Here is a 22991-nt window from a genome sequence, read left to right as displayed (position 1 = left end):
CGCAGTTTAATCCGCGATGGGGTCTCGTTTATTTCTGGGCGACAAAAAAGATTCGTTCTGCGTTCGGGCCCGGGGCTTGGTCCGTGAAGTCAGCGGTGACCGATTTCACATGGAAGCCGGCTCCGATGAGCCACTGCATATATTGCCCCGGCTCGTACGTCCGTTGCTCGTGTGTCTCTTCAACACGCTCATACGTGCCATCTTCGAGGGCGACGAAGAACGTCAAATCGTGCACGACCGAGAGCGGTGCTTCGCCTGGGTCGGCGAACCAGATATACGAGCAATCTTCTCCGTTCGAGGCATACGTCTTCTGATTGAAGAGCGTCTGCATCTTGTTCGGCGAATGCACATCGAAGATGAACATGCCGCCCGGTTTCAATTGTTCGTACACCGCCTCGAACGTGTCGATGACGTCGGCCTCATCCTCGAGGTAGCAGAGCGAGTCACAAAGGATCGTCACGGCGTCAACCGGGTGTGGCAATTCAAGCTCCCGCATGTCCTGTTGCCAGAGCGGGAGCGTGATGCCTGCCTCGAGCGCCTTCTCTTGGGCGACTTCGAGCATCGACTCGGATAAATCGAGTCCGATCGTCTCGTAATGTTCCGCCAAGCGAATCGTCGCCGAGCCCGTCCCGCATCCGACGTCAGCAAGCGATGCACCGTCTTGGACGTGGCGACGCACGAAGGCGACCCAATCCTCGTACGGGGCATCTTTCATTAACTCATCGTAGACGTAGGCGAACCCTTCGTACGCCATTAGCCGACTTCCACTTCAACGTGTGGCGCATCTGCCCACAATTTTTCAAGGTTGTAGTAGTCGCGGTCATCGCGATGGAAGATGTGGACGACGACGTTTTCGAGGTCAGCGAGCACCCAACGTGCCGAGTCCATGCCTTCGAATTTGTGGAGCGGAAGCTCATGCTCGCCGGCCACGTCTTTGATTTCGCGTGCGATCGCTTGGACTTGCTTCTCTGAGTTACCGTGGCAGATGACGAAATAATCTGCGACCGGTGAGATGCCTTCCATGTCGAGGACGACGATATCTTCGGCACGCTTATCGTCAGCGGCCTTCACGATCAATTCTAATTCTTCTTTTACAGTCATACTGTACCTCCTAGGGTGTTTTCACAAAATGGTTATACGCCTCAATCGTCAGTGGAAAGATTCGCACCGACTTCTTCAATAAATAATCGATTGTCTGACGCAACGTCGCGACGACGGCCGCTTCGAGCGAACGGTCCGCGAGGTCACGCAACGTGTCGACGCCCGGATACGACCGGTTCGGTTCAATCGCGTCCGCGACGAATAAAATCTGGTCGAGGCGTGACATGCCAGGCTCTCCGGTCGTATGGTTCTTAATGGCCGATACAACGGCCGGGTCAAGGTCATACGCCCGGTCTAATAGAATCGCGCCGACCGGTGCATGCAGCAGTTCGTCATCGAACGCAAGCAAGCTCGGGTCAAGGTTTTCCTCGACCACGACTTGGCGCATCATATCGCTATCAAAATATTTCGCATAGTCATGCAACATCGCCGCGAGACGTGCTTGTTCCACATCGGCACCGTATAAACGGGCCAACCGATCTGCCGTCTCAACGACACCGAGCGTGTGGATATAGCGTTTCTCCGGCAATGTCGCCTCAATCAATGATTGTGCTTCCTCATACGTCATACAAGTTGCGCTCCTTGATATAAGTTTCGACATCGCGTGGGACGAGATATTTGATTGACTTGTCCCGTTTCGCCCGTTCCCGGATATCGGTCGATGAGATCTCGAGTTGCGGCATATCGATTGTGCGCACATCTGCCTGTCTCGGGATGCGATACCGGCTACCCGGACGCGCAACGGCCCCGAACGTGACGAGGGTCACGAGCGTGTCGTAATCGAACCACTTCTCGAGCGACTCGAGCGAGTCCGCCCCGATCAAGAAGAAAAACGTGTCGTCTGGGTACATGTCCCGCAACCGTCTCATCGTCTCGACCGTGTAAGACGGTTCGTCGCGTTCAAACTCGATCAAGCTCAGCTTGAAATCGGCTTGGTCCGCGATCGCCCGTCGTGTCATCTCGATCCGATCCTCGGCCGGACTGAACCCCGCCTTGTGAGGCGGGATTGCCGCCGGTAGAAACCAGACCTCGTCGAGGGCGAGCTGTTCACGTGCCTGCTCGGCAATCAACAAATGACCGAGATGCGGCGGGTCGAACGTGCCTCCCATCAGGCCGATGCGGCTCATGGGAGTTTGATTTGGCGATTTTCTTTCTCAGTCGCCTGTTTGTACAAGACGATGACTTTTCCGATGACTTGAACGACTTCGGCTTTCGTGCCCTCAGCCAATTCACCGGCTACATCTTTCGGCGTATCGGCACAGTTTTGGAGCACTTGAACTTTCAAGAGCTCACGTTTTTCGAGCGCGTCGCTGATGTCTTTGCACATCGCTTCGCTGACTCCATTTTTCCCGACCTGGTAAATCGGTGAAAGGTGGTGTGCTTCAGCACGTAAAAAGCGTTTTTGTTTACCTGATAACATACTATTTATTCCTCCAATAAGCTTTCAATTAACTTCATTCCGACAAGTTGATCCGGTCTCACACCTGTCCAATATTCAAACGCCAAAGCACCTTGTCCGACGAACATGGCAGTTCCGTTGACGATTTTCGCGTCACTTTTGGCGGCTTCCTTTAAAAACGGTGTGACGAGTGGACGATATATGATATCACAAACGACGGTGTTTTGTCGTAAACCTTTTAATGATCGAGGCGAATGGATACCATCCATCCCCACCGAAGTCGTCTGGATGATCACGTCATAGCGTGAGGGATCAACGTCGGTGAGCGCCTGCGCTTCAATGCCGAACGCCTCCGCGAGACGCTCCGCTCGTTCCATCGTTCGGTTCGTGATCGTGACGGCTCGGGTCGGCAAGGCGCTGATGATCCCGCGCGCTGCCCCGCCTGCCCCGATAACGAGCACACGTCCCGTCCAATCGGTATGACGGTCGAGTGCGGTGACTAGACCCACACCGTCCGTATTCGTCCCAATCAGCTTTCCGTCCCGTTTATAGACGGTGTTGACGGCACCGGCGGCTTCAGCCGCCTGATCAAGTTCGTCGAGATACGGGATGACCGCCTCTTTGTACGGAATCGTGACGTTAAAGCCGTCCCAGACGCCGTCCCGCATCGCTTGAAACAAGTCCCCGAGCTCGTCCGGGGCGACGTCGAGTGCCTCATAGCGCCCGAAAAGCCCAGACGCGCTCAGCCACTGCTCGTGCAGGACGGGAGAGAGCGAATGAGCAATCGGGTGACCGAGGACGGCCAGTCTCATACGAGCGCCTCACGCAATGTGACGGCCACTCCTTTTGGTGCCCATGCGGCGATGCGTCCACCTTTTCCGTGAATCGCAACCCAACCGAGTCCACTGAAGACGATGTCGGTCTTGACGCCGTCACGGAGACTGAACTCGTGACGCACGAGCGGAGGCAACATTTGTAATGTCTTCTCGTTCGGCGGGTTGAGCATCTTACCGATATGGTTTTCGTATAGTTCATCTGCTTTGTCGAGCTTCGTCCGGTGTGTCTTCAACTCGTTTGACATGTAGACAACGAATGAGCGCTTGTTGCCTTCCATGTAGTCGAGACGGGCGAGTCCACCGAAGAAGAGCGTCTGCTGCGGGTTCAACTGGAACACGTGCGGCTTGATCTCTTTTTTCGGGGTGATCGTTTTCAAATCTTTCGCATCGACGTAATGCGCCATTTGGTGACGATTGATAATCCCTGGCGTGTCATAAAGGTTCGCATCATCATCGAGCGGGATATCGATCAAGTCGAGCGTCGTTCCCGGGAAATGACTGACCGTGATGATGGCCTCGTCCTCTGCCCCGAAACGTTTGATGACTTGGTTGATGAGCGTCGACTTCCCGACGTTCGTACAACCGACGACATAGACGTCCTTGCCTTTCCGATAATATTCGATCTTTTCGGCGAGCTCGTCGATCCCGTGACCTTTTTTCGCACTGATCAAATGGACGTCAATCGGTTCCAAACCGAGCTCTTTCGCTTCGGCCTTCATCCAGTTAGACATCCGGTTCGGGTTAACCGATTTCGGCAACAAGTCGACCTTGTTCCCGACCAAGAGGACGGGGTTCGTGCCGACCGAGCGTTGGAGCCCCGGCAACCAGCTACCGTTGAAGTCGAAGATGTCGACGATTTTGATAACGAGCGCTTCTTTCGCGCTGATGCCGTTTAAGATACGCAAGAAGTCGTCATCTGTCAGTTCGACGTCTTGAATTTGATTATAGTGCTTCAATTTGAAGCAGCGTTGGCAAATGACGATCTCGCGATCGAGTGCCGATTTTGGTGCATAACCGACACCGGTCGGGTCTTCCGTTTGAATGGCGACGCCGCAACCGGCGCAATAACGTTTTGTTTCTTCCATAATGTTGTCTGCTGTCATTTGAGTTGCCTCTTCTTCATTCACCGTAGCGCCTCGCCGCTACTCCTGAAGCGTTAATTCCGACGCCTTACGCGCCGTACATGGACAGCCTCCTTCTTCCTGTGCGTTCGAGGTCCTTATTCATCTTTTTTATGTGAATCTTCGGAACGAGAGTGCATCGCTTCACCGATTTTCTCAGCGACCGCCACTTTGGCGCGCTTCGCATCGACAGCGATTTCCTCAACTTTTTTCGTGATCAACACGTACTTCCCGCGACGTTTCATATGGGCGAACACGACTTTTTCAAGCATGCGATTGAACTTGGTGACGAGTCCGTCCGTCTTGACGACCGGTTGCACGTGGATGACGTGAATCCCGGCCATATTGGCGCCGAGCACGTCCGTGAACAATTGATCGCCTAAGAAGATGGCTTCTTTCGTCGAGTATCCATATTTTGCGAGCGCCTGTTTGAATCCAGACGGCAACGGCTTTTTCGCACGCGCCACATAGTGAAGGCCGAGCGGTTCCGTGAACGTACGTACGCGGTTCTCGTTGTTATTCGAGACGACGATGACATCGAGTCCGTGTGATTTCACTTTTTCAAGCCATAGCAAAAGAAGCTCCGGTGCGTGCGGGACGTCCCAGGCCACGAGTGTATTATCAAGGTCCGTCAAAATGACGCGGACCCCACGGTCTTTCAATTCTTCAAGGTCGATGTCAAAAACTGACGCGACGAACTGTTTCGGATAAAGTCGATTAAACACGTTTAAATTCCTCCAATTAGCTAAAGCGATTCAACTACTATACATGTAGTGATATCCCTTCTATGGTAAACGAAAACCGACCAAACGACTAGTGTATCGTTCGGTCGGCCTGAAAAAGTTTTTAAAATCAATCGTTTTGCATCGTACCGATGACTTCTCCGAGTCGCACCGGACCGATTTTTGCTGGGTCAATCGTGACGCGGTCTTTCTCAAAACATAGGATGACGGTCGAACCGAACGAGAAGTATCCGACCTCTTCTCCTTTGGCAGCGCGGTCGCCGTCGAGCGTCCATTCGATCGTGTTGACGTTTAAGGCGCCGACCATGATATGTTCGTACAACCCGGACGCCGTTTCAAAGCGTGTGACGCGGCGATAGTTTCGTGAGAGCGGACGAACCGTCTCCGTCAAGCCGATGTCATTGACCGGGGCCGAACGGTCACCGAGCTCGTAGTGGCTGAGCACCCGCCCGGCGAGCGGGACGTGAACGCGATGATAGTCGCGTGGGCTCAAGTAGAGGACACAGACCGTGCCGCCGGCGTAACGTCTCGCTTCTTGTTGCGAGCCGAGCAGTTCGGCGAGCGTGTACGATTGTCCCTTCACTTCGAAGCGGCTATCGTCCGTGATATCGGCCACGATGGATAGTTTCCCGTCACATGGCGAGACGACCGAGTCCGGACTTGCATCGATTGGCCGGACCCCTTCTTTCAAGTGCCGTGTGAAAAAGGCGTGCAAGCTCGGATAAGCCTCGATCGGCTCCGCCGCTTCATCAAGATTGATTTGATACGTTTTCGCAAACGAAGGGATGAAGGACCGGCTCGCTGACGATTCAGCGAAGGCACGGAGTCGTTTGGCAATGACCGGGGTCGCGTTCAACTCAAACAAAGTCTGATACAAGCGGCTTTTGATCACTGTGCGCCCTCCTCGTTTTTAAAGAACGTCTCGTATTGTTGTTCAGAGACGGCACCTTCCACACGACCGACTTCTTTTCCATCTTGGAAACGAATCATTGTCGGTGTTCCGTTGATGCCGTAAGTCGTCCAGACGTTGTGGTCGGCCAAGTTGATCGACACGGCGTCATATTCTTCGATGAGTGGTTCGACGTACGGTTTGACTTGCTCACAGTATTCGCAACCAGTCTGCCAGAAGTAGACGACGACTTCCTCTTCTTCTGAAATCTTCGTTTCAAGCTCGTCCGGTGTGACAGCGTTGACGCCCGTCTCCTCGTTCGCATTGTTCAAGAAGAACAAGAGAGCGATCCCGACGATGATGATGACACCGATGATGGCGAACGTGATGAAGTTCGCCCGTTTGGCACTGTTTTTCATATTCGATTCCTCCTAAATAATATAAAAAGAACTGACTCGGATATGAGCCAGCTTGGTTGTAGACGTCTTACTTCTCTTGTGCGACGTCGCTAATCCCCATATCTTGGTTAAGCGTGTCCAAGAGTACAATAAAGATCGTGATGACGACGCCAAAGAATGTCGCGAGCATCGCGTTGAACGACACGCCATCGACAGCAGAAATGATAAAGATTGCTGTATTCGAAAGCAAGATCGCCCAGAACAATGTGACTAAGTAACGCATCGATAGTCCCCTCCATCTCACAGATGATTCATGAAAAATTCATACGACCTTAGTATAGCATTGTTACCGTAAAATGTGCGACCTCGATTGTATATTCTTTCCGTCGAAACGGGAAATATGGTACGGTTTGAGAAATAAGCATCTCGTAGAAAAGAGGAACCCTTTATGTCACGTTATTTAATCGCAGTCGATTTAGATGGAACGTTGTTGCGCGACGACAAAACGATCAGTGAGCGCAACGTGCGCGCGCTTCAAGCGGCCCGTGAGGCCGGTCATGAAGTCATGATCGCGACCGGACGCCCACAACGCCATTCGATCATGTATTACGAAGAACTCGGCTTGACGACGCCGCTCATCAACTTTAACGGAGCGCTCGTCCATCACCCGAAAGATCCGTCATACGAAGTGACGCACCGGCCGATCCCGCTCAAGACGGCGCACGAGATCATCGAAGAAGTCTCGGACACGAAAGCGCACAACATCGTCGTCGAAGTGACCGACCACGTCTACTTCCATAAAGACCCGCAAGAGTTTTATAGCCCGTACGCCGAGCGCGCGCTCAGCGTCACGTCGGGCAACTTGCTCAAGCACTTGCAGGAAGAACCGACCTCGCTCCTCATCCACGCGACGAAAGAGCACGTCGATAACGTCCGCGCTCGTTTGAATAAAGTCCACGCCGAGGCCGTCTTGAACCGCCAATGGCGCATGCCGGAGCACATGATTGAGGTCATGAGTCAGAACACGTCGAAAGCGCTCGGGTTGCGCGAAGTGTCGAAACATCTCGGCATCAACCGCAAAAACATCATCGCGTTCGGCGACGAGGAAAACGACCTCGAGATGCTCGACTACGTCGGCACCGGCGTCGCGATGGGCAACGCCATCAGCCAGTTGAAAGCCGTCGCGGATGAAGTGACCGCGTCGAACATGGAAGACGGCATCGCCATCTACCTCGAAGAACAGCTTGGCATCAAAGCATAATCCACACACCGACTGTTCCTGCAGTCGGTGTTTTTTGCGATTTGCCTACAGAAAGCGCATCAAATAGTCGTCAAAAATCTTGGTCATGACTTTCGGGGTGTTCGCGATGTACACATTGATTTGTTCCGCGTTCGATTCGACTGGATTCGCGTCGCGTTCATCCGTCGGGAAGTCAGAGATGCCTTTGATGATGATACACTCGACGTCATTTTTCTTACAGATATAGGCGATGGCGCCTGCCTCCGTATCCGCGATGGTGATGTTATGCTCTTTGAGTTCTAGATAATCGTTCTACATCACGACCGCTCGATCGGCCGTCGCGATGGTACCGGTCAAAAAATCGTTCCCGTAGTTCGCTAGTTCAATGTCGACGATGAACGATTGCTTGATCAGCGGTTCCACTTCTTTCACCGTGCAATCATATTGAACGGCGCGATGAGGGACGAGGATATCCAACGGGTTGAACGTATCGTCGATTCCGGCACACGTTCCAGCCACAATTACTTTTACTAAGTTGAACCGAGACATCATATATTGATTGGCGCCGGCCCCGTTCGCTTTCCGCACACCGGTGCTGTAGAATACGAGTTCGACGTCATCAACCGTCCTCATGAAGTACTCGCCATACGGGTAGCTGAACCGCTCATCCACTTTGACGTCATAATGCTCCAATGTCGCTTCGTATTCCCACTTCGTCGCAATACTGACTCCAATCATCACACATCCACCCCATCTCTTTTTATTCCTATCTATAGAATAACCCCCGCTGAGCGTTCAGCGGGGGTTCATTTCAGCGTCGGAACGCACCTTCGACATTTTCAGTCGGAACCATGTTGATGAAGACGCTTGGATCGGCGTCTTTACAGATTCGCGTGATCTCACGCACTTCGTGGCGCTGGGCGACCATCATGAGCGTCGCTTTCTCGACTTTCGAATACGTACCGATTGCCGGCATGAGCGTAATGCCGCGGAAGACGTGCTGATGCAGTTCTTTCGTCACTTCGTCCGGATGACTCGTGACGATGAAGAGCGTCTGCCGCTGCGTGTTCGTATAGATCTCGTCGATGACTTTCGACGTGACGTATAAGAAGACGATCGTATAAAGCGCGGTCGGCCACCCGAACAAAGCACCGGCCCAAAGCGCGATCATCATGTTCATGAGGAACAGATAGACGCCGACCGAATTGTTCGTGAACTTCGCCAAGATGAGGGCGACGATATCAAATCCACCGGTCGAGGCACCGAAGCGAATCGTGATCCCCGAACCGATGGCGAGCAAAACCCCGCCGAACACAGCGTTCAAAAGCGGGTCGTCCGAAATGATTGACGACTGCGGAAGCACGCGAATAAACACGGTAACTGCCGCAACACTGATCAACGTATGAATCATCATGTTCTTGCCGAGCATGAAGTAGCTGACGATCAAGAGCGGCACGTTCAAGACGAAGAACCAAATCCCTTCTCCGAGCTCAAACGGTGTCCCCGCAAACAGTTTCGTAAAGATTTGGGCGAGCCCTGTAAATCCGGTCGAGTATACCCCCGCCGGGATTAAGAATAATGTCATGGATAATGCAACGAACACTCCCCCGATAATCGAAACGATCCCGATGCGTGCGTGTTCTTTAACGGCTTCCGTCAAGTTCTGTCTCCCCTTTCAAAAATGGCTAAGAATCAAGATAACATAGTTTTCTAGTGCTGCCTACCATAAAAATAATGGGATGTGTCCGCGCTTCTCATAAAAAAACAAGCCGGCCGGAGCCGACTTGTTGAGCTGATGCGTTTGGTCACGCTTTCACTGTCTCGATGGTCACCGCATCGTTTGCCGGGACCGTGACGACGTTTCCGTAGACGCGGATCGACACGTCCGTACCGCCCGTCTGTTTGATCGTCACTTGTTCACGCGTCGACGTGACCGTCAAGTGATGACCGCGCCAGAGCATGTTGAACGAGTACCCGTTCCAGCCCTTAGGAATCATCGGGCTGAACGTGAGTTCCGTCTCGAGGGCGCGCATGCCTGCGAAACCGTGAACGATCGACATCCATGAGCCGACCATCGATGTGATGTGAAGCCCGTCTTCTGTGTCGTTGTTATAGTTGTCGAGGTCGAGGCGCGCCGAACGCTGATACAACTCGACCGCTTTATCTTCGTAACCGACTTCGGCCGCAATGATTGAGTAAACACAAGGTGACAAGCTCGACTCGTGAACCGTACGCGGCTCATAAAAATCGAAGTTGGCCCGCTTCTGTTCGACCGTGAAGCGGTCGCTGAACGTATACAGCCCTTGGAGCACGTCCGCTTGTTTGATGAAGTTCGAGCGGAGGATGCGGTCCCACGACCAGTTTTGGTTGAGCGGCAAGTGTTTCGGGTCAAGGTCTTTCACCAAGATCTGTTCTTTATCCATGAAGCCGTCCTGTTGCATGAACACGTCTGGGACGAGGTCATCTTTCGGATAGTACATCTTCGTTTGGATATCGTTCCACTTCGCGAGTTCTTCATCTGAGAGACCAAGCGTCGCGATAAGTTCTTCAAGGCGCGCCGGCTCTGCTTCTTTCAAATAGTTGTACACTTCTTGCGTGTACTCGAGCGTCCAAGCGGCAATCAAGTTCGTATACCAGTTGTTGTTGACGTTGTTGTCGTATTCGTTCGGACCTGTGACGCCTAGGATCATATACACGTCTTTGTGCGGGACAAAGTTGACGCGGCTCGCCCAGTAACGCGAGATCTCGACCAATACTTCAAGTCCGTATTGACCTAGGTATGACTTGTCGCCCGTGAAGTTCGTATAGTTGAAGATGGCGTGGGCGATCGCACCGTTCCGGTGAATCTCTTCATGCGTGATTTCCCACTCGTTGTGGCACTCTTCCCCGTTCATCGTCACCATCGGATAGAGGGCACCTTCCATGCCGACGTTCTTGACCGAGTTCTCTTTTGCTTGCGGCAATTGGTTGTGACGATATTTGAGCAAGTTCCATGAGACTTCCGGTTTCGTCGTTGCCAAGTAGAAGTGGAGGCAATATGCTTCCGTATCCCAGTATGTGGCACCGCCGTATTTCTCACCAGTGAACCCTTTCGGTCCGATGTTGAGGCGCGAGTCTTCGCCCGTGTACGTCTGATACATATTGAAGATGTTGAAGCGGATGCCTTGTTGCGCTTCAGCGTCCCCATCGATGCGGACGTCGGCATCTTCCCAGCGAGCGAGCCATGCTTCTGTCTGCTCGGCGAGAAGCGTTTCAAAGCCTTTCTCAAACGCCATCTCAACGCGTTGCATTCCCGTCGACTGCAATTCCTCGACTTCGTAGTCACGGTTCGTTACGACCGAGACGTATTTGTACGCTGTCGCCGTCTCGCCAGCTGCCGCCGTGACCGTGAATTTGTTGGCGACGTAAAGATCAGTCGCTTCGAGCACTTCACAACGGGCTCCTTCGACGTCTGCGATCATCGAGGCCGTGATGTGCCAATCGAGTTTCTTCGTTTTCGTTGTCACGAATCCGAAACGTTCTTCAACACCATGCTCGACCGGTAACCAGAACTTCTCATCATAGTTCGAATCCTCATTGACGACATCGCCGTCCAAGTAAGGTGTGAATTCAACTTTCGCTTCGTAGTTCACCGGAGTGACGTTGTAACGGATTGCCAAAATCTCTTTATCGACGATTGAGAAGAAACGGACGACTTCGACGTTCGTCTCTTCCGTTCCGTTCACGAGCGTGAACGTCCGTGTGAGGACGCCGCGTTGCATATCGAGCTCACGCGTGAAGTCTTTCACTTCCCACTTCGCCAAATCAACCGGTGTCCCGTTGATGGCGACACGAAGACCGACGACGTTCGTCGCGTTCAATACTTTTGCGAAGTACTCTGGATATCCATTTTTCCACCAACCGACACGCGTCTTATCTGGATAATAGACGCCGGCCACATAGAAGCCTTGGTGTGTATCGTTTGAATAATCTTCTTCAAAGTTACCGCGCATCCCCATATGACCGTTACCGAGCGAGGTAATCGATTCTGCGAGGCGGTTTTCTTTCGGATGCAAGTTCTCTTCCGTTACTTTCCATTCATCGACTGCAAACAATCGTTTCATCTGTCTGCCACTCCTTTTTCTCTACAAGGCTACTCGTCATCAGACAATCGAATCATGCAACCGTTTGTCTATGAAAGCGCTGTATTTCAATCTCACCTCTCATTTTACACGACTCACACAAGAATGCAATCGTTTGCATAAATTTTTTTCTTACTTTTTGGAGCAAACAAAAAACCTACCACCTTTTCAAGAAGGCAGTAGGTGCTCTAGTCACTTGTCTTGGTCGCGTCCAAACGCGGCGTTCGCTTCGTGACCCTCGAATGCCGGGTTGTTCCCGTCATTGAATCCCGTATCCGGTTCGTCGAGGATGAGGGCATACCCTCCGTTTAAAATGTCTCCGTACGCCCGGTTGACGTCATCGTCAGTGAGACCAAGGTCAAGCAAGGCCCGCTTCACTTCCTCCTCGCCTTCCGCGACGCCAGTGAATTTCTGCATCCAGTTCGCGCTCGCTTCTTCCACTTTCGCATCGGTATTCCGTTTGACGAGCGAGACATCGTCTTGATCTTTCGCAACGACGAACACATCACTTTCGTCGTAACCCTCTTCGGTCAGTTGATCGATTTTGGCGACGAGGGCCGCCTCCTCTTGATACGTATCTACAAAACGACGTTTACTCATTGTGTCTCATCCTTTCGCGTTGTATGGTCTTCGACCGTGACATCGGCTTGTCCGACTTCGGTCACTTCGATTTCTTCTTTGCGGAGCGTTTCCGTCATCGTCTTGACGTCTTCGGTCACTTGTTTTCGAACGATGATTTCTTCGACGACGACAGGACGCTTCACGATGAAAGCCCGTTCCTCGATGACTTGGATTCGTAAGTGGTCCCCTTCGTCAATCGTGCGGATACCGGGTTGATCGAAATCATAATCTTCGACCACAGCTTCTGATCCGGTCGTCCGCTCCACATGGACCTGTTCCCTCCGAACGGGCACTTCAATCTCTTGTTCGGTCTCCGCTACGTGACGATTAATGACGACTTCTCCTGCTTGGACCGCTTGCTTCTCGATCGTCAGCCGTTCCTCGTGTAAGGCGAGCGTCTGTTCCTCCGTCTTCGGCGCGGTTTCGGTCTTCGAACTCGTAGCATTAAACTGTTGTTCACTCCGGTCCGCGTCGACATAGAGGAAGAGTCTACCTTGTTCAACTTCTTTCGCAAAGCGGTCTTGTTGCTCTGACGTCAAGCGCATGCTTTTGAGCCAGCGTTCGATTGGCCGCTCACTCGACGTGACGAGCGAGGCGACCGTTCCCGGTTCATCGGTGACGAGAACATAGAGGTTCGAGTGACGGCGGACAGCGTCCGCCACATCGGCCCGCTTGACAAGGACGTACATGTCTTCTTCTTCATACCCTTCTCGTTTTAAATCGACCGTTCGATTAAGCAACGCTTCGGGATGATCAAAAACTTCTGAGATGATTGCATGTTTCATGGCGTTCGTTCCTCCTCTAGTCAATTGGCGAAAAAAAGGATGGTCCCTCAGAGAGAGCCATCCTTGTCGAGGTACTTAGTCAATCAGATTAGAAGCGGTCGCGCTCATCACGACGTGTATGGTCGCGGTCATGATCACGATGGCGAAGGTCATCTTCCCCTTCGACGTGCGCCTCTTCTTTACGTAACGTCTCACGTACCGTTTCTGTATCTTTCACTTTCTCTTTGCCGACGACGATTTCTTCGGCGACGACATCTTTCTTCGTCACGTCGACGCGCTCTTCCGTGACCGGCACGCGAATCTCATCGCGGTCCGTTGTCGCATCGAATGAATGTCCTGTCGCTTCACGGTCCCCATCAACGCGACGGCGTTCGACGTAGACTTCGTCGCGCTCGACTTCGACATCGACACGTTCTTCGTGTTCGACGACATCTTTCTCGACGCGAACCTCTCCTGTTTGAACACGCTCTTTGTTCACTTGGAGACGCTCTTCATGCAATTCGAGCTTTTGCTCATCCGTCAAATCCGTGCGGTTACGAATATCTTCATCCATATCGTTGAATCGTTCCGATGGAATACCAGTGTTTGAAGCTCCTGTCATCCCAACGTCACGTGCGGTCATGTTGCCTGCTTCGTTGCCTTCTGAACCGTAGCCAGCTGATGTGCGGCCACCTTCGAACGTCGAGTTACGACCGTCATCTAAGATGCCGTCGTTCGAGTCCAACAAGAGGACGAATCCACCGTTCTCGATGTCTTGACGGTGACGTGCTGTCTCTTCTTCTGAGAAACCGAGTTTATCGAACGTATGACGAACTTCGTCTTCTCCGTCCGCGACTCCAAAGAAGCGATCAAGCCATGACGCTTTCGTTTCTTTTACTTCTGCATCCGTTTCGCCGCGAACCATCGAAAGGTTCGATTTATCTTTCACAACGACGTACAAATCGTCTTCGCGATGCCCCTCGGCACGAAGTTGATCAATTTTTGACACGAGCTCTGACTCCTGATAGTAAGTGCCTACATAACGTTTGTTATCCATGATTGTATCTCCCTTTCACATTCTGTATTTTTTGGTTATTGGCTGGGCGGATTCGTAATGATCTGCCATTCGGCCGGTAATGTAGATGTTCCCTTGCAACTCCGTTTCATGCATTTCTTTCATGATTGTAATCTGTTTGTAACGTCATGACTTTTGACCGATTGATTCTCTTTCTATTATATGCATCCGAATTGAGCACAAAAAAACCTTCCGCATGATACGGAAGGTTTACACTCATTCAACGATTTCAGTCTTCTTTTTCTGACCGCACGACTGGCGGACGACCAAATAGTGCGGCACGATGACGCGTTTCCCGTAAGGTGGCGCGCTATCACCGATCTGTTCAATCAAACAGTTCGTCGCCTCGAAACCAAGGCCGAAAATGTTGATTTCGACCGATGTGAGCGGCGGGTTCGAGTGTTCCGCGATGTAGACGTTGTTGAAACTGACGACGGCGACATCCTCAGGGATTCTGAGTCCCATCTCACTGAGCGTGCTGATGACACCGAGCGCCATCATATCGTCACTGACGACGACGGCTGTCGGTGGTTCCTCTAGTTGAAGCAACTCGCGCACGGCTTTGGCGCCGCCTTTCGTCATAAACTCGGCCCGGGCGATATAGTCTTCGCGAACCGGGATTCCTGCTTCCATGAGCGCCGTCGCATACCCGTTGCGCCGGTCTTGCGTGACCGCTAGTTTATCCGAGCCTCCGATGAAGGCGATACAGCGATGGCCGAGATTGTATAGATGTTTCGTCACTTCTCGTCCGGCCAAATAGTTGTCCGTGTCGACGTATGTGATTGATGAAGCATCCCCGAACGGCTTCCCGACGACGACGAACGGGAATTTCGTCTGACGTAAGTATTGAACGACTTTGTCGTCTTCTCGTGAATACAAGACGATGACCCCGTCGACGCGACGTCCTTGCACCATCTCGATGACCCCGGACAATACTTCTTCTTCGGTGACACCCGTCGTCATATAGAGCGAGTAGCCGTTTTGATGGGCTTTCGTACTGATCCCACGCAACACTTCAGGGAAAAATGGGTTTTGTAGCGTCTTCGTCGCTGCGCTCGGCATGACGAGACCAATCGACTGCGTCGAGCGGTTGGCGAGGCTTCGCGCGTGAATGTTCGGATGGTACCCGAGTTCTTCCATCGAACTGCGTACACGCTCTTTTGTTTTTTGACTGATACGCGGACTGTTGGCGATGACGCGTGACACGGTCGACGGTGCGACATTGGCGTGTTTGGCGACATCTTTAATCGTGATTTGCATGATGCTCCCCCTTGCTTCCGTTAGTTCAAAGTTCCCTATCACAGGGTATCGTCAGCTCGCACTCTTGCGACGCTTCCACATGACCAATCCAGTCAAGAAAATCGGGATGGCGACGACGAGTAGACCAATCGTCCACATGTTCACTTCCGATTCTTCGACGATGTAGGCGTTTGCACTTTCTCCTGCGAGTTTGATGGTGAACGTGCCACGGCTGTCCGTGACAAGTTGTGAGAACAAGAGACCACGAAGCCGTGTATCTTCTCCGACCTCGCTTACCTCGAATTCAATCTCTCTGTCCTCGGCGTTCATATTGATGGCGTACAGTGCGACATCGTCGCCGTCACGACGTTCGAACACGGCCATGCCGTCTTTCGAAGCGATCATCCGTTGTTCGCCGGTCGCAAACACCGGGTAATCGGCCCGCATCCGGTTCATCGTCGCAACGTATTCATGGAGCTCTTCATTTCCAGGGAAATCGGTCATGACCCGGTTCGCGGGGTCAGCCCCGCCCTTTTGTGCATTCTCCGTGCCTTGGAAGACGATTGGCATCCCCGGTGACGCGTAAAGGGCGAACAATCCGAGGCGGAGCCTGCGTTCGGCCGACTCGGCACCACCTAGTTCCGCGACGTGCATGAAACGTTCGACGTCATGGTTATCGAGGAAGGTCGCCATTTGGTTCGGATCATTAAAGAACGTCTCGGCGTAACTTGCGGCCACGTCGATTTCGTCGACGTTCGCCGTCTTTTGCGTCATCGTCTTCGAGACGCGGTCATAAAACGTGAAATTGGTGATGCTGTTGAAGCCTAAGCCATCATACTCGGCGACATACTGCGGGTCCGGATCGAACACTTCGGCCAAGAGATAAAAATCTGGATCGACTTCACGGACCGCTTTGACGAAATCTTCCCAAAACGGTTTGTCGACGTGACGTACCGTATCGAGACGATAGCCGTCAATGCCGGTCTCTTCAATCCAATACGTGGCCGCCTCGAGCAAGTAGTCTTTCACTTCCGGGTCTTCGGTCTTAAAGTCGGGCAAATCGAACAGCCAGTGCGTCTCGACTTGTTCTTGATCGTTCCACAGCACGATTGGTAGCTCGTCATGGAACCAGTCTGGTTTTTCTTCGACCCACGGATGGTTCGGCCCGACGTGGTTGACGACAAAGTCGAGGATGACTTTCATATCCCGCTTATGCGCCTCATCGACGAGCTCCTGCAAATCTTCTTTCGTCCCGAATTGGGGATCGATGTCATAAAAATCTTTAATCCAATAGCCATGGTAACCGCCCGGCATGTTTTCAAACACCGGCGTCAACCAGATGGACGTGAATCCGAGCGACTCGATGTAATCAAGTTTTTCAATCACGCCTCGGATGTCGCCCCCATGAAAGGCTTTCGGGTCATTCTGATCGACCTGGTCATTGTTATCGGGATTCCCGTCAACAAACCGATCGACCATGATAAAGTACATGCGTTCCTGTTCCCACGATGCTGCTTCTTTCGCTCCGACGACTGTTGGAAACAAAAGAAGCGACAGAAGAACGAGCACGACGCCTCGCCTCATATCGCTTCCCCCTTAAGTGAGTATTATCCTTTCGTACCACCGGCAGTGAGACCCGAGACGAAGTAGCGTTGGAACATGAAGAACAAGAGAACGATTGGGAGGGCCGAAAGGACGGCGCCTGCCGCGAACAACGTGAAGTTGTTGTCGAACTGTCGAGAAATCATGTTGTAAAGACCAACCGCGAGCGTCTGTTTCTCTGGTGTCCGAAGGACGAGCGATGCCAAGATGAAGTCGTTGAACGGGCCCATGAAGTTGAAGAGGGCGATCGTTGCGACGATTGGCTTCGCGAGCGGCAAAATGATTTGCCAGAAGATACGAAGGTGACCGGCACCATCCATCCGAGCGGCTTCATCGAGCTCTTTCGGAATCGTATCGAAATAACCTTTTGCCAAGTACGTATTCATCGGAATCGCGCCACCGGCATACAGCAGAATGAGCGCTGTGTGCGTGTCGAGAAGACCGAGCATGTTGAGCAATACGTAGATGGCGATGATGGCGACGAATTGCGGCACCATTTGCAAGACGAGGAACAAGACGAGCGAGTTCTTCCGTCCGACGAAACGATAGCGCGAGAACACATAACCAGTGATCGTCACCAAGATGACAGCGAGCGCCATCGTAATGAAAGCGATTTTCAACGTGTTCACATACCATAAACTATAATCCGAAATCGTTAGATCAAACAAGTTTTTATAGTGAATGAACGTCGGATTTTCTGGAATGATTTTTGACGTGATGGTACGACCCGGGTTGAATGACGTCCCTACCACCCAAAGCATTGGATAGAGAATGATGATCGACGCAAGCGTCAAGATGACATAAGAGAACGCCAAATTGATTCGTTTTTGTTTTTTCATATCAGATCATATCCTCGTCTTTGAAAGATTTTGTCCGACGGAACTGGATGACGGCAAGTGTCATGATGAAGAATGACAGAATGAGCGTGATCGCAGCCGCAAGTCCGTATTGCGGGTTGGCTCCGAGAGACAATTTGTAAATCCATGAAATCAAGATATCGGTACCACCAGCAGTTTGTCCCGGTACAGCCGGTCCACCGCCGTTAAAGAGATAGATGATGTTGAAGTTGTTGAAGTTGAACGTGAACTGCGTGATGAGAATCGGTGCTGTTGCGAACAAGAGCATCGGTAACGTAATCAAGCGGAACTTGTCAAAGATGGTCGCACCGTCAATCGTCGCCGCTTCATATAAGTCGCCAGGGATCGATTGCAATACCCCAGTCATGAGCGTCATGATGAACGGGAAGCCGAGCCACCATTGAATCAAGATGAGCGCGCTGCGTGTCGCCGTCGGATCGGTCATCCAGTTGATCGGATCAAGTCCGAACGCTGGAAGGATCGTCGTGTTGAACACACCGAACGATTCGTTGAACATCGAACGGAAAATCAAGATTGTGATGAACGCTGGAACGGCCCATGACAAAATCAAAATCGAGCGGAACAAGCGGCGGAAGCGAAGGCCTTCTTGGTTCAAGAGGACCGCGAGGAAAATCCCGATCGCGATGACACCGACCGTCGAAGCGACCGTCCAGACGAGTGTCCAGCCGAGAACGCCGACGAATGTGTCGCGCCAAATGTCGATTTCAAAAATTCGTGTGAAGTTCTCAAACCCGATCCACTCGACAAGTTTTGCCGGTGGTGCGTTGTTGTAACGATAGTTCGTGAACGCGATCAAGAATGTGAAAATGAGTGGTAATACGACTGTGAAGACGAGCAAGATGAGCGACGGGATCAACATCAAGTATGGGAATCCATGGTCGCGCAAGTTGCGGAGTTGCACTTGGAACGTTGGGACGTTTAGGTGCTGATCACGAATGCGACCGACTCGGTAGGCGTCACGAATGTTCCAGATGTAGAACGCAATTCCGAAGAAAAGTAAGATTAATGCGACAATCCCTTCTACCATCAAGAAGATGGAGTGGTCGTTACGAGGTCCTGCCACTTCGCCAAGCGTGATCAATCCCCAAAGGCCACCACGGTCGCCAGGTCCTGCGCCCGCTCCTTTGAAAAAGAGATCGTAGTTTACTGCAAAATAAGACATGATAACGATAAAGAAAGCGATCGCTTTCGCTTTTTGATTGTTATAGAATTGACCGGCTCCCGGAATGATCGAAAGTAATGCGGCGTTCCGAGCATGATTGGTCGGTTTTTCCGGACGTTGTTCCGGCGTTTTAGGGTTCGCGATTGAAGCCATCCTCAATTTCTCCTTTCAATTTGAGCAAATCAATCGAGCAAGCGTTTGCTCAATTCTAGAAAATGAGGGGGAACGCCAGTCGGCGTACCCCATCATTTCATATCCTTATTGGTTGTTTGCTTGGATTTGTTGCTCGATGACTTTAACAGCATCGTCAGCTGATTTTTTTGCATCTTGCTTGCCAGTTGCTACGAGCTGAAGCGCTTGTGCCATTGGCTCCCAAACTTGTCCCATTTCAGGAATGTTAGGCATTGGGATCGCGTTCGTTGCTTGATCGAATACCGCTTTCGCAACTTCGTTCGACGTGATTGTCTCGTTCGACTCGAGTGCTGCTACTGGTGGGATCTCGTTGTAAGCTTCAAACATCTTCAATGCGTTCTCTTCGTTCGTGAGTTCTGCGAGGAACATTTCAGCCCACTCTTGGTTTTCTGTGTAAGCCGAAAGTGCATATGTCTTCACGCCCATGAACGTCTTGATTGGCTCACCGTTTGGAAGTGTCGGCAATGCAGACGCTCCAAGGTTGATGCCGGCATCTGTGTAACCAGCTACGGCCCATGGTCCGTTCATGACTGTGTGTGCTTTCTTCTCAGTGAAGAGTTGGTCCATCGCTTGGCCGCCAGACTCGCCGATCAACCCTTTAGGGAAGAGGCCTTCTTGGTACCATTTGCCGATGTACTCGAAGCCTTCGACTGCGCCTTCGTTGTTCAAGCCGATGTCAGTTGGATCGAGCGCGCCGCCGTCTTCTTTGAAGACGTAACCGCCGAAGCCAGCCACGACACCGTGAGCGAAGTAGAAGTTATCCCAAAGACCGAGGAATCCGTACTCGCCTTTATCTTTAAGATCTGTAGACAACTTGTACAAGTCGTCCATTGAAGCAGGAGCTTCTGATACCAAATCCTTGTTGTACATGAGGACTGGCGTTTCAACTGATTTCGGGTAGCCGTAAGCTTGTCCGTCGAACATGACAGCCGATTTCGAAGCGTCTGTGAACGCGTCAAGTGCGCCTTCGTCAGTAAGTGGAGCCAAGTGACCTTGGTCAGCGATCGTTCCGATTTGGTCGTGCGGTACGAGAACGATATCAGGACCTTTACCAGCCGGGCCGTCAAGCGCCAACTTGTCCTTTTGATCCGTCATCTGGACTTCAACGACTTCAACTGCGACGCCGTGTTCTTCTTCAAACGCCTTCGCAACTTCTTTCGTCGTTTCCGACTTTTCAATATCTTCCCAAATTACGATTTTTTCTGGCTTGTTCTCGCTAGAAGAACCGCCTTCGTTAGTAGAACCATTGTCCGTACCGCCACCACATGCAGCAAGTGCACCGAAAGCGAATACTGCCGTTGAAAGTCCTGCTACCATTTTTTTCATCTTCATGATGAAAAACCTCCCCAAGGAAATAGTATGGTCAGATTTGCGCAATCGCACTGGCCTACTGATTTTAATCAACTCCGCTACAGAATCAGTAGGTTAGTGAAAACGTTTGCATCCTCACCTCAATTTTTATTATACAGTTGTGTAAGCGTTTTACAAGTCTTTTTTTTCGCTTTTTTTATTGTGGTTGTCCCATTTATCTCTTTTTGAATTATTTATGACCCTATTTCGCAAAAAATGATGAATCGGGCGATTGACAAAATGTAAACGCTTTATTACCCTTTGCTTGAGCAAACGTTTTCACAACTGTTGTTTCTTTTCTGAACAGACAGTGTAAAATGGTTATAACCCTTAATAGAGAAAGGAACTCAAACCCATGATCAAAGAAGCCATCTATCACCGCGCCATGTCCCCTTTCGTGTACAAGTATGACCGAGAAACGATACATATTCGCTTCCATACGAAAAGAAATGATATCCAATCTGTTGACTTAATTTGGAACGACCCGTACGACTGGCACTCGGAAGATCCGGCCATGTGGAATTTCGACCCGGACAAGCCGAGCTTTTGGCGTACGTTCGAGACGCCGATGGAAAAAATCGGCCATGATGATCAATACGACTATTGGTTCATCGCCATCAAACCGCCATTCCGCCGCCTCCGTTACGGCTTCCGGCTCCATGACGGCAATGAGACGGCCGTCTATACGGAAAAAGGTTGGTTCGAAGATAAACCGCTCGACGACACGGGCTACTATTTCTGCATCCCGTTCATCAACCCGGTCGACATCTTCCACGCCCCATCGTGGGTGAAGGACACAGTCTGGTATCAAATCTTCCCGGACCGGTTCGCGAACGGTGACCCTTCTAACGATCCCGAAGGCACGCTCCCATGGAATAGTACCGAACCGACGATCACGAACTTCTTCGGCGGCGACTTCCAAGGGATCATCGACCATATTGACCATATCGTCGATCTAGGGATCACCGGGATTTACTTCTGCCCGATCTTCAAAGCGACGACGAACCATAAATACGACACGCTCGATTATATGGAAATCGATCCGCAGTTCGGAACGAAAGAGCAGTTCAAACAACTCGTCGATCTTCTCCACGAGAACGGTATCAAAGTCATGCTCGACGCCGTCTTCAACCATGTCGGCTACAACCACCCTTGGTTCTTAGACGTCGTCGAAAAAGGACCACAGTCAGAGTACCGTGACTGGTTCTATCTTCGTGACTTCCCGATCGAGACGACGCCGAAGCCGAACTACGACACGTTCGCGTTCGAGAAGAACATGCCGAAGATCAATACGGAGCACCCGGCGTTGAAAGCTTATCTATTAGAAGTGGCCCGCTACTGGGTCGAAGAATTCGGCATCGACGGGTGGCGGTTAGACGTGGCTAACGAGGTTGATCACGCGTTCTGGCGCGATTTCCGTAAAACGGTCAAACAAGCGAATCCGGATGCGTACATCCTCGGTGAGATTTGGCACGATGCCCAGCCATGGCTTAAAGGTGACCAGTTCGATGCGGTCATGAACTATCCGTTTACGAACGCGAGCCTCAACTATTTCGCGCTCGACCGGACGTCTGCTTCCGAGTTTCGCAATGAGTTGACACGCGTCGAGATGATGAACACGACGAACGTGAACGAAGTGACGTTCAACTTGATCGATTCGCACGACACGCCGCGTGCCCTTACACGAGCGAAAGGGCATAAAGGAAAGTTCAAGTTGCTCATGACGTCGATGCTCACGTACACGGGCAGCCCATGTATCTATTACGGGGACGAGATCGGCCTCGAAGGTGAACAAGACCCGGGCTGCCGCCGTTGTATGCCGTGGGACGAAGCCGAAGAAGATCGCGAATTGTTCCGCTATGTGCAGAAATTGATTCGACTCCGCAAAGAGCATCCGGTGCTCGCGAACGGCGGCTCGTATCGTTTCAATCTCGTCGACGATGAGGATAACGCCCTCATCATCGAGCGTTGTACGAAAGATGAGACGTATTTGATATACTTCAATAACTCTGATTCCGTATCGAAACTTAACCCGCTCGGCCATACCGGAAGCGCTTACGACTTGCTGCGCGACCGGGATGTAGACTCGCTCGAAGTCGAGCTCGCACCGTACAGTGCCACGATTTTAAAAATGAAATAAATTCCGTTTTGCACCCGTTTCGGCGGGTGTTTTTTTTGTTGAAAATAATTTGCCAAATCCCTTTCTTTTTCATTTCAAAAGGAGTAACATGACCCTTGTGATTTTGACAACGTAAATATT

24 protein-coding genes are annotated in these 22991 nt (G+C 51.6%); 2 read left to right on the top strand and 22 right to left on the bottom strand.

Annotated elements, in window-relative coordinates:
• Nucleotides 1–28 precede the first annotated feature (28 nt).
• The 11 genes from KNP86_RS00575 to KNP86_RS00525 all read right to left on the bottom strand — a co-directional run bounded on the left by KNP86_RS00575 (nucleotide 29) and on the right by KNP86_RS00525 (nucleotide 6770).
• The gene (locus tag KNP86_RS00575; protein WP_034776641.1) at nucleotides 29–754 is read right to left on the bottom strand and encodes a class I SAM-dependent DNA methyltransferase; all 726 of its coding nucleotides are present in this window, start codon (nucleotides 752–754) and stop codon (nucleotides 29–31) included.
• Nucleotides 754–1101: a ribosome silencing factor gene (rsfS, locus tag KNP86_RS00570; protein ID WP_034776639.1), complete on the bottom strand. Its 348-nt coding sequence runs from the start codon at nucleotides 1099–1101 to the stop codon at nucleotides 754–756. The genes KNP86_RS00575 and rsfS overlap by 1 nt, the downstream gene beginning before the upstream one ends.
• Before the next feature lie 10 nt (nucleotides 1102–1111).
• A complete protein-coding gene (yqeK, locus tag KNP86_RS00565; protein WP_214752419.1) occupies nucleotides 1112–1669 on the bottom strand; it encodes a bis(5'-nucleosyl)-tetraphosphatase (symmetrical) YqeK in 558 nt (185 codons plus the stop codon).
• Entirely contained in the window at nucleotides 1659–2228 is a 570-nt protein-coding gene (locus tag KNP86_RS00560) for a nicotinate-nucleotide adenylyltransferase (protein WP_214752417.1), read from the bottom strand. Before KNP86_RS00560 ends, yqeK begins: the two co-directional genes overlap by 11 nt.
• The gene (gene yhbY / locus KNP86_RS00555) at nucleotides 2225–2521 is read right to left on the bottom strand and encodes a ribosome assembly RNA-binding protein YhbY (protein WP_034776635.1); all 297 of its coding nucleotides are present in this window, start codon (nucleotides 2519–2521) and stop codon (nucleotides 2225–2227) included. The genes KNP86_RS00560 and yhbY overlap by 4 nt, the downstream gene beginning before the upstream one ends.
• A gap of 5 nt (nucleotides 2522–2526) precedes the next feature.
• Complete coding sequence (aroE, locus tag KNP86_RS00550; RefSeq protein WP_214752415.1) at nucleotides 2527–3312, bottom strand: shikimate dehydrogenase; 786 nt, start codon at nucleotides 3310–3312, stop codon at nucleotides 2527–2529.
• Complete coding sequence (gene yqeH, locus KNP86_RS00545; protein ID WP_034779781.1) at nucleotides 3309–4421, bottom strand: ribosome biogenesis GTPase YqeH; 1113 nt, start codon at nucleotides 4419–4421, stop codon at nucleotides 3309–3311. The genes aroE and yqeH overlap by 4 nt, the downstream gene beginning before the upstream one ends.
• 134 nt (nucleotides 4422–4555) lie before the next feature.
• On the bottom strand, nucleotides 4556–5182 hold the full coding sequence (locus KNP86_RS00540; RefSeq protein WP_034776630.1) for a YqeG family HAD IIIA-type phosphatase: 627 nt from the start codon (nucleotides 5180–5182) through the stop codon (nucleotides 4556–4558).
• A 127-nt stretch (nucleotides 5183–5309) separates the two neighbouring features.
• Nucleotides 5310–6092, bottom strand: coding sequence for a phosphatidylserine decarboxylase (locus KNP86_RS00535; RefSeq protein ID WP_052090086.1), 783 nt, complete (start codon nucleotides 6090–6092; stop codon nucleotides 5310–5312).
• Entirely contained in the window at nucleotides 6089–6508 is a 420-nt protein-coding gene (locus KNP86_RS00530) for a thioredoxin family protein (protein WP_034776627.1), read from the bottom strand. The genes KNP86_RS00535 and KNP86_RS00530 overlap by 4 nt, the downstream gene beginning before the upstream one ends.
• Nucleotides 6509–6575: 67 nt before the next feature.
• Nucleotides 6576–6770 carry a YjzD family protein gene (locus KNP86_RS00525; RefSeq protein WP_034776626.1) on the bottom strand — a complete coding sequence of 65 codons (195 nt, stop codon included), beginning with the start codon at nucleotides 6768–6770 and terminating at the stop codon, nucleotides 6576–6578.
• A gap of 165 nt (nucleotides 6771–6935) precedes the next feature.
• On the opposite strand from KNP86_RS00525, the gene KNP86_RS00520 reads away from it, so the two are divergent.
• Nucleotides 6936–7748: a Cof-type HAD-IIB family hydrolase gene (locus KNP86_RS00520; RefSeq protein WP_214752413.1), complete on the top strand. Its 813-nt coding sequence runs from the start codon at nucleotides 6936–6938 to the stop codon at nucleotides 7746–7748.
• Between the two features lie 291 nt (nucleotides 7749–8039).
• Here KNP86_RS00520 and KNP86_RS15640 read toward each other — a convergent pair whose 3' ends face one another.
• The 11 genes from KNP86_RS15640 to KNP86_RS00465 form a co-directional block, all read right to left on the bottom strand.
• Nucleotides 8040–8465, bottom strand: a complete 426-nt coding sequence (locus KNP86_RS15640) for a 5'-methylthioadenosine/S-adenosylhomocysteine nucleosidase family protein (protein WP_251130390.1) — start codon at nucleotides 8463–8465, stop codon at nucleotides 8040–8042.
• A 73-nt stretch (nucleotides 8466–8538) separates the two neighbouring features.
• A complete protein-coding gene (locus tag KNP86_RS00510) occupies nucleotides 8539–9387 on the bottom strand; it encodes a YitT family protein (protein ID WP_034776620.1) in 849 nt (282 codons plus the stop codon).
• Nucleotides 9388–9532: 145 nt separating this feature from the next.
• Nucleotides 9533–11830, bottom strand: a complete 2298-nt coding sequence (locus tag KNP86_RS00505; protein WP_214752411.1) for a glycoside hydrolase family 65 protein — start codon at nucleotides 11828–11830, stop codon at nucleotides 9533–9535.
• Between the two features lie 210 nt (nucleotides 11831–12040).
• Entirely contained in the window at nucleotides 12041–12448 is a 408-nt protein-coding gene (locus KNP86_RS00500; RefSeq protein ID WP_214752409.1) for a general stress protein, read from the bottom strand.
• A complete protein-coding gene (locus KNP86_RS00495; RefSeq protein ID WP_214752407.1) occupies nucleotides 12445–13254 on the bottom strand; it encodes a YsnF/AvaK domain-containing protein in 810 nt (269 codons plus the stop codon). The genes KNP86_RS00500 and KNP86_RS00495 overlap by 4 nt, the downstream gene beginning before the upstream one ends.
• A gap of 88 nt (nucleotides 13255–13342) precedes the next feature.
• Nucleotides 13343–14290, bottom strand: a complete 948-nt coding sequence (locus tag KNP86_RS00490; protein ID WP_214752405.1) for a YsnF/AvaK domain-containing protein — start codon at nucleotides 14288–14290, stop codon at nucleotides 13343–13345.
• Nucleotides 14291–14524: 234 nt separating this feature from the next.
• Complete coding sequence (locus tag KNP86_RS00485; protein ID WP_214752403.1) at nucleotides 14525–15568, bottom strand: LacI family DNA-binding transcriptional regulator; 1044 nt, start codon at nucleotides 15566–15568, stop codon at nucleotides 14525–14527.
• A 51-nt stretch (nucleotides 15569–15619) separates the two neighbouring features.
• Nucleotides 15620–17131: an alpha-amylase family glycosyl hydrolase gene (locus KNP86_RS00480; protein ID WP_214752401.1), complete on the bottom strand. Its 1512-nt coding sequence runs from the start codon at nucleotides 17129–17131 to the stop codon at nucleotides 15620–15622.
• Nucleotides 17132–17154: 23 nt separating this feature from the next.
• Nucleotides 17155–17988: a sugar ABC transporter permease gene (locus tag KNP86_RS00475; protein ID WP_034776607.1), complete on the bottom strand. Its 834-nt coding sequence runs from the start codon at nucleotides 17986–17988 to the stop codon at nucleotides 17155–17157.
• 1 nt (nucleotide 17989) lies between these two features.
• Nucleotides 17990–19342 carry a carbohydrate ABC transporter permease gene (locus KNP86_RS00470; protein WP_052090084.1) on the bottom strand — a complete coding sequence of 451 codons (1353 nt, stop codon included), beginning with the start codon at nucleotides 19340–19342 and terminating at the stop codon, nucleotides 17990–17992.
• 105 nt (nucleotides 19343–19447) lie between these two features.
• Nucleotides 19448–20713, bottom strand: a complete 1266-nt coding sequence (locus KNP86_RS00465; RefSeq protein WP_034776603.1) for an extracellular solute-binding protein — start codon at nucleotides 20711–20713, stop codon at nucleotides 19448–19450.
• Nucleotides 20714–21086: 373 nt separating this feature from the next.
• Here KNP86_RS00465 and KNP86_RS00460 point away from each other — a divergent pair, with 373 nt between their 5' ends.
• Entirely contained in the window at nucleotides 21087–22871 is a 1785-nt protein-coding gene (locus KNP86_RS00460) for a glycoside hydrolase family 13 protein (RefSeq protein WP_034776602.1), read from the top strand.
• The last annotated feature ends 120 nt before the right edge of the window (nucleotides 22872–22991 follow it).

This window comes from Exiguobacterium sp. s16 (assembly GCF_018618115.1).
GTDB classification, from domain to species: domain Bacteria; phylum Bacillota; class Bacilli; order Exiguobacteriales; family Exiguobacteriaceae; genus Exiguobacterium; species Exiguobacterium mexicanum_A.
Note: the sequence above shows the minus strand (reverse complement) of the source record. Positions and strands in the feature narration are given on the sequence as shown.

What these genes read in the sequence shown, in the direction of transcription:
- KNP86_RS00480 (WP_214752401.1), bottom strand. Translation starts at nt 17,131, where the DNA reads ATGAGGCGAGGCGTCGTGCTCGTTCTTCTGTCGCTTCTTTTGTTTCCA.
- KNP86_RS00470 (WP_052090084.1), bottom strand. Translation starts at nt 19,342, where the DNA reads ATGGCTTCAATCGCGAACCCTAAAACGCCGGAACAACGTCCGGAAAAA.
- KNP86_RS00520 (WP_214752413.1), top strand. Translation starts at nt 6,936, where the DNA reads ATGTCACGTTATTTAATCGCAGTCGATTTAGATGGAACGTTGTTGCGC.
- rsfS (WP_034776639.1), bottom strand. Translation starts at nt 1,101, where the DNA reads ATGACTGTAAAAGAAGAATTAGAATTGATCGTGAAGGCCGCTGACGAT.
- yqeK (WP_214752419.1), bottom strand. Translation starts at nt 1,669, where the DNA reads ATGACGTATGAGGAAGCACAATCATTGATTGAGGCGACATTGCCGGAG.
- yhbY (WP_034776635.1), bottom strand. Translation starts at nt 2,521, where the DNA reads ATGTTATCAGGTAAACAAAAACGCTTTTTACGTGCTGAAGCACACCAC.
- KNP86_RS00560 (WP_214752417.1), bottom strand. Translation starts at nt 2,228, where the DNA reads ATGAGCCGCATCGGCCTGATGGGAGGCACGTTCGACCCGCCGCATCTC.
- KNP86_RS00465 (WP_034776603.1), bottom strand. Translation starts at nt 20,713, where the DNA reads ATGAAGATGAAAAAAATGGTAGCAGGACTTTCAACGGCAGTATTCGCT.
- KNP86_RS00575 (WP_034776641.1), bottom strand. Translation starts at nt 754, where the DNA reads ATGGCGTACGAAGGGTTCGCCTACGTCTACGATGAGTTAATGAAAGAT.
- KNP86_RS00495 (WP_214752407.1), bottom strand. Translation starts at nt 13,254, where the DNA reads ATGAAACATGCAATCATCTCAGAAGTTTTTGATCATCCCGAAGCGTTG.
- KNP86_RS00460 (WP_034776602.1), top strand. Translation starts at nt 21,087, where the DNA reads ATGATCAAAGAAGCCATCTATCACCGCGCCATGTCCCCTTTCGTGTAC.
- aroE (WP_214752415.1), bottom strand. Translation starts at nt 3,312, where the DNA reads ATGAGACTGGCCGTCCTCGGTCACCCGATTGCTCATTCGCTCTCTCCC.
- KNP86_RS00475 (WP_034776607.1), bottom strand. Translation starts at nt 17,988, where the DNA reads ATGAAAAAACAAAAACGAATCAATTTGGCGTTCTCTTATGTCATCTTG.
- KNP86_RS15640 (WP_251130390.1), bottom strand. Translation starts at nt 8,465, where the DNA reads ATGATTGGAGTCAGTATTGCGACGAAGTGGGAATACGAAGCGACATTG.
- KNP86_RS00505 (WP_214752411.1), bottom strand. Translation starts at nt 11,830, where the DNA reads ATGAAACGATTGTTTGCAGTCGATGAATGGAAAGTAACGGAAGAGAAC.
- KNP86_RS00525 (WP_034776626.1), bottom strand. Translation starts at nt 6,770, where the DNA reads ATGCGTTACTTAGTCACATTGTTCTGGGCGATCTTGCTTTCGAATACA.
- KNP86_RS00530 (WP_034776627.1), bottom strand. Translation starts at nt 6,508, where the DNA reads ATGAAAAACAGTGCCAAACGGGCGAACTTCATCACGTTCGCCATCATC.
- KNP86_RS00485 (WP_214752403.1), bottom strand. Translation starts at nt 15,568, where the DNA reads ATGCAAATCACGATTAAAGATGTCGCCAAACACGCCAATGTCGCACCG.
- yqeH (WP_034779781.1), bottom strand. Translation starts at nt 4,421, where the DNA reads ATGGAAGAAACAAAACGTTATTGCGCCGGTTGCGGCGTCGCCATTCAA.
- KNP86_RS00500 (WP_214752409.1), bottom strand. Translation starts at nt 12,448, where the DNA reads ATGAGTAAACGTCGTTTTGTAGATACGTATCAAGAGGAGGCGGCCCTC.
- KNP86_RS00490 (WP_214752405.1), bottom strand. Translation starts at nt 14,290, where the DNA reads ATGGATAACAAACGTTATGTAGGCACTTACTATCAGGAGTCAGAGCTC.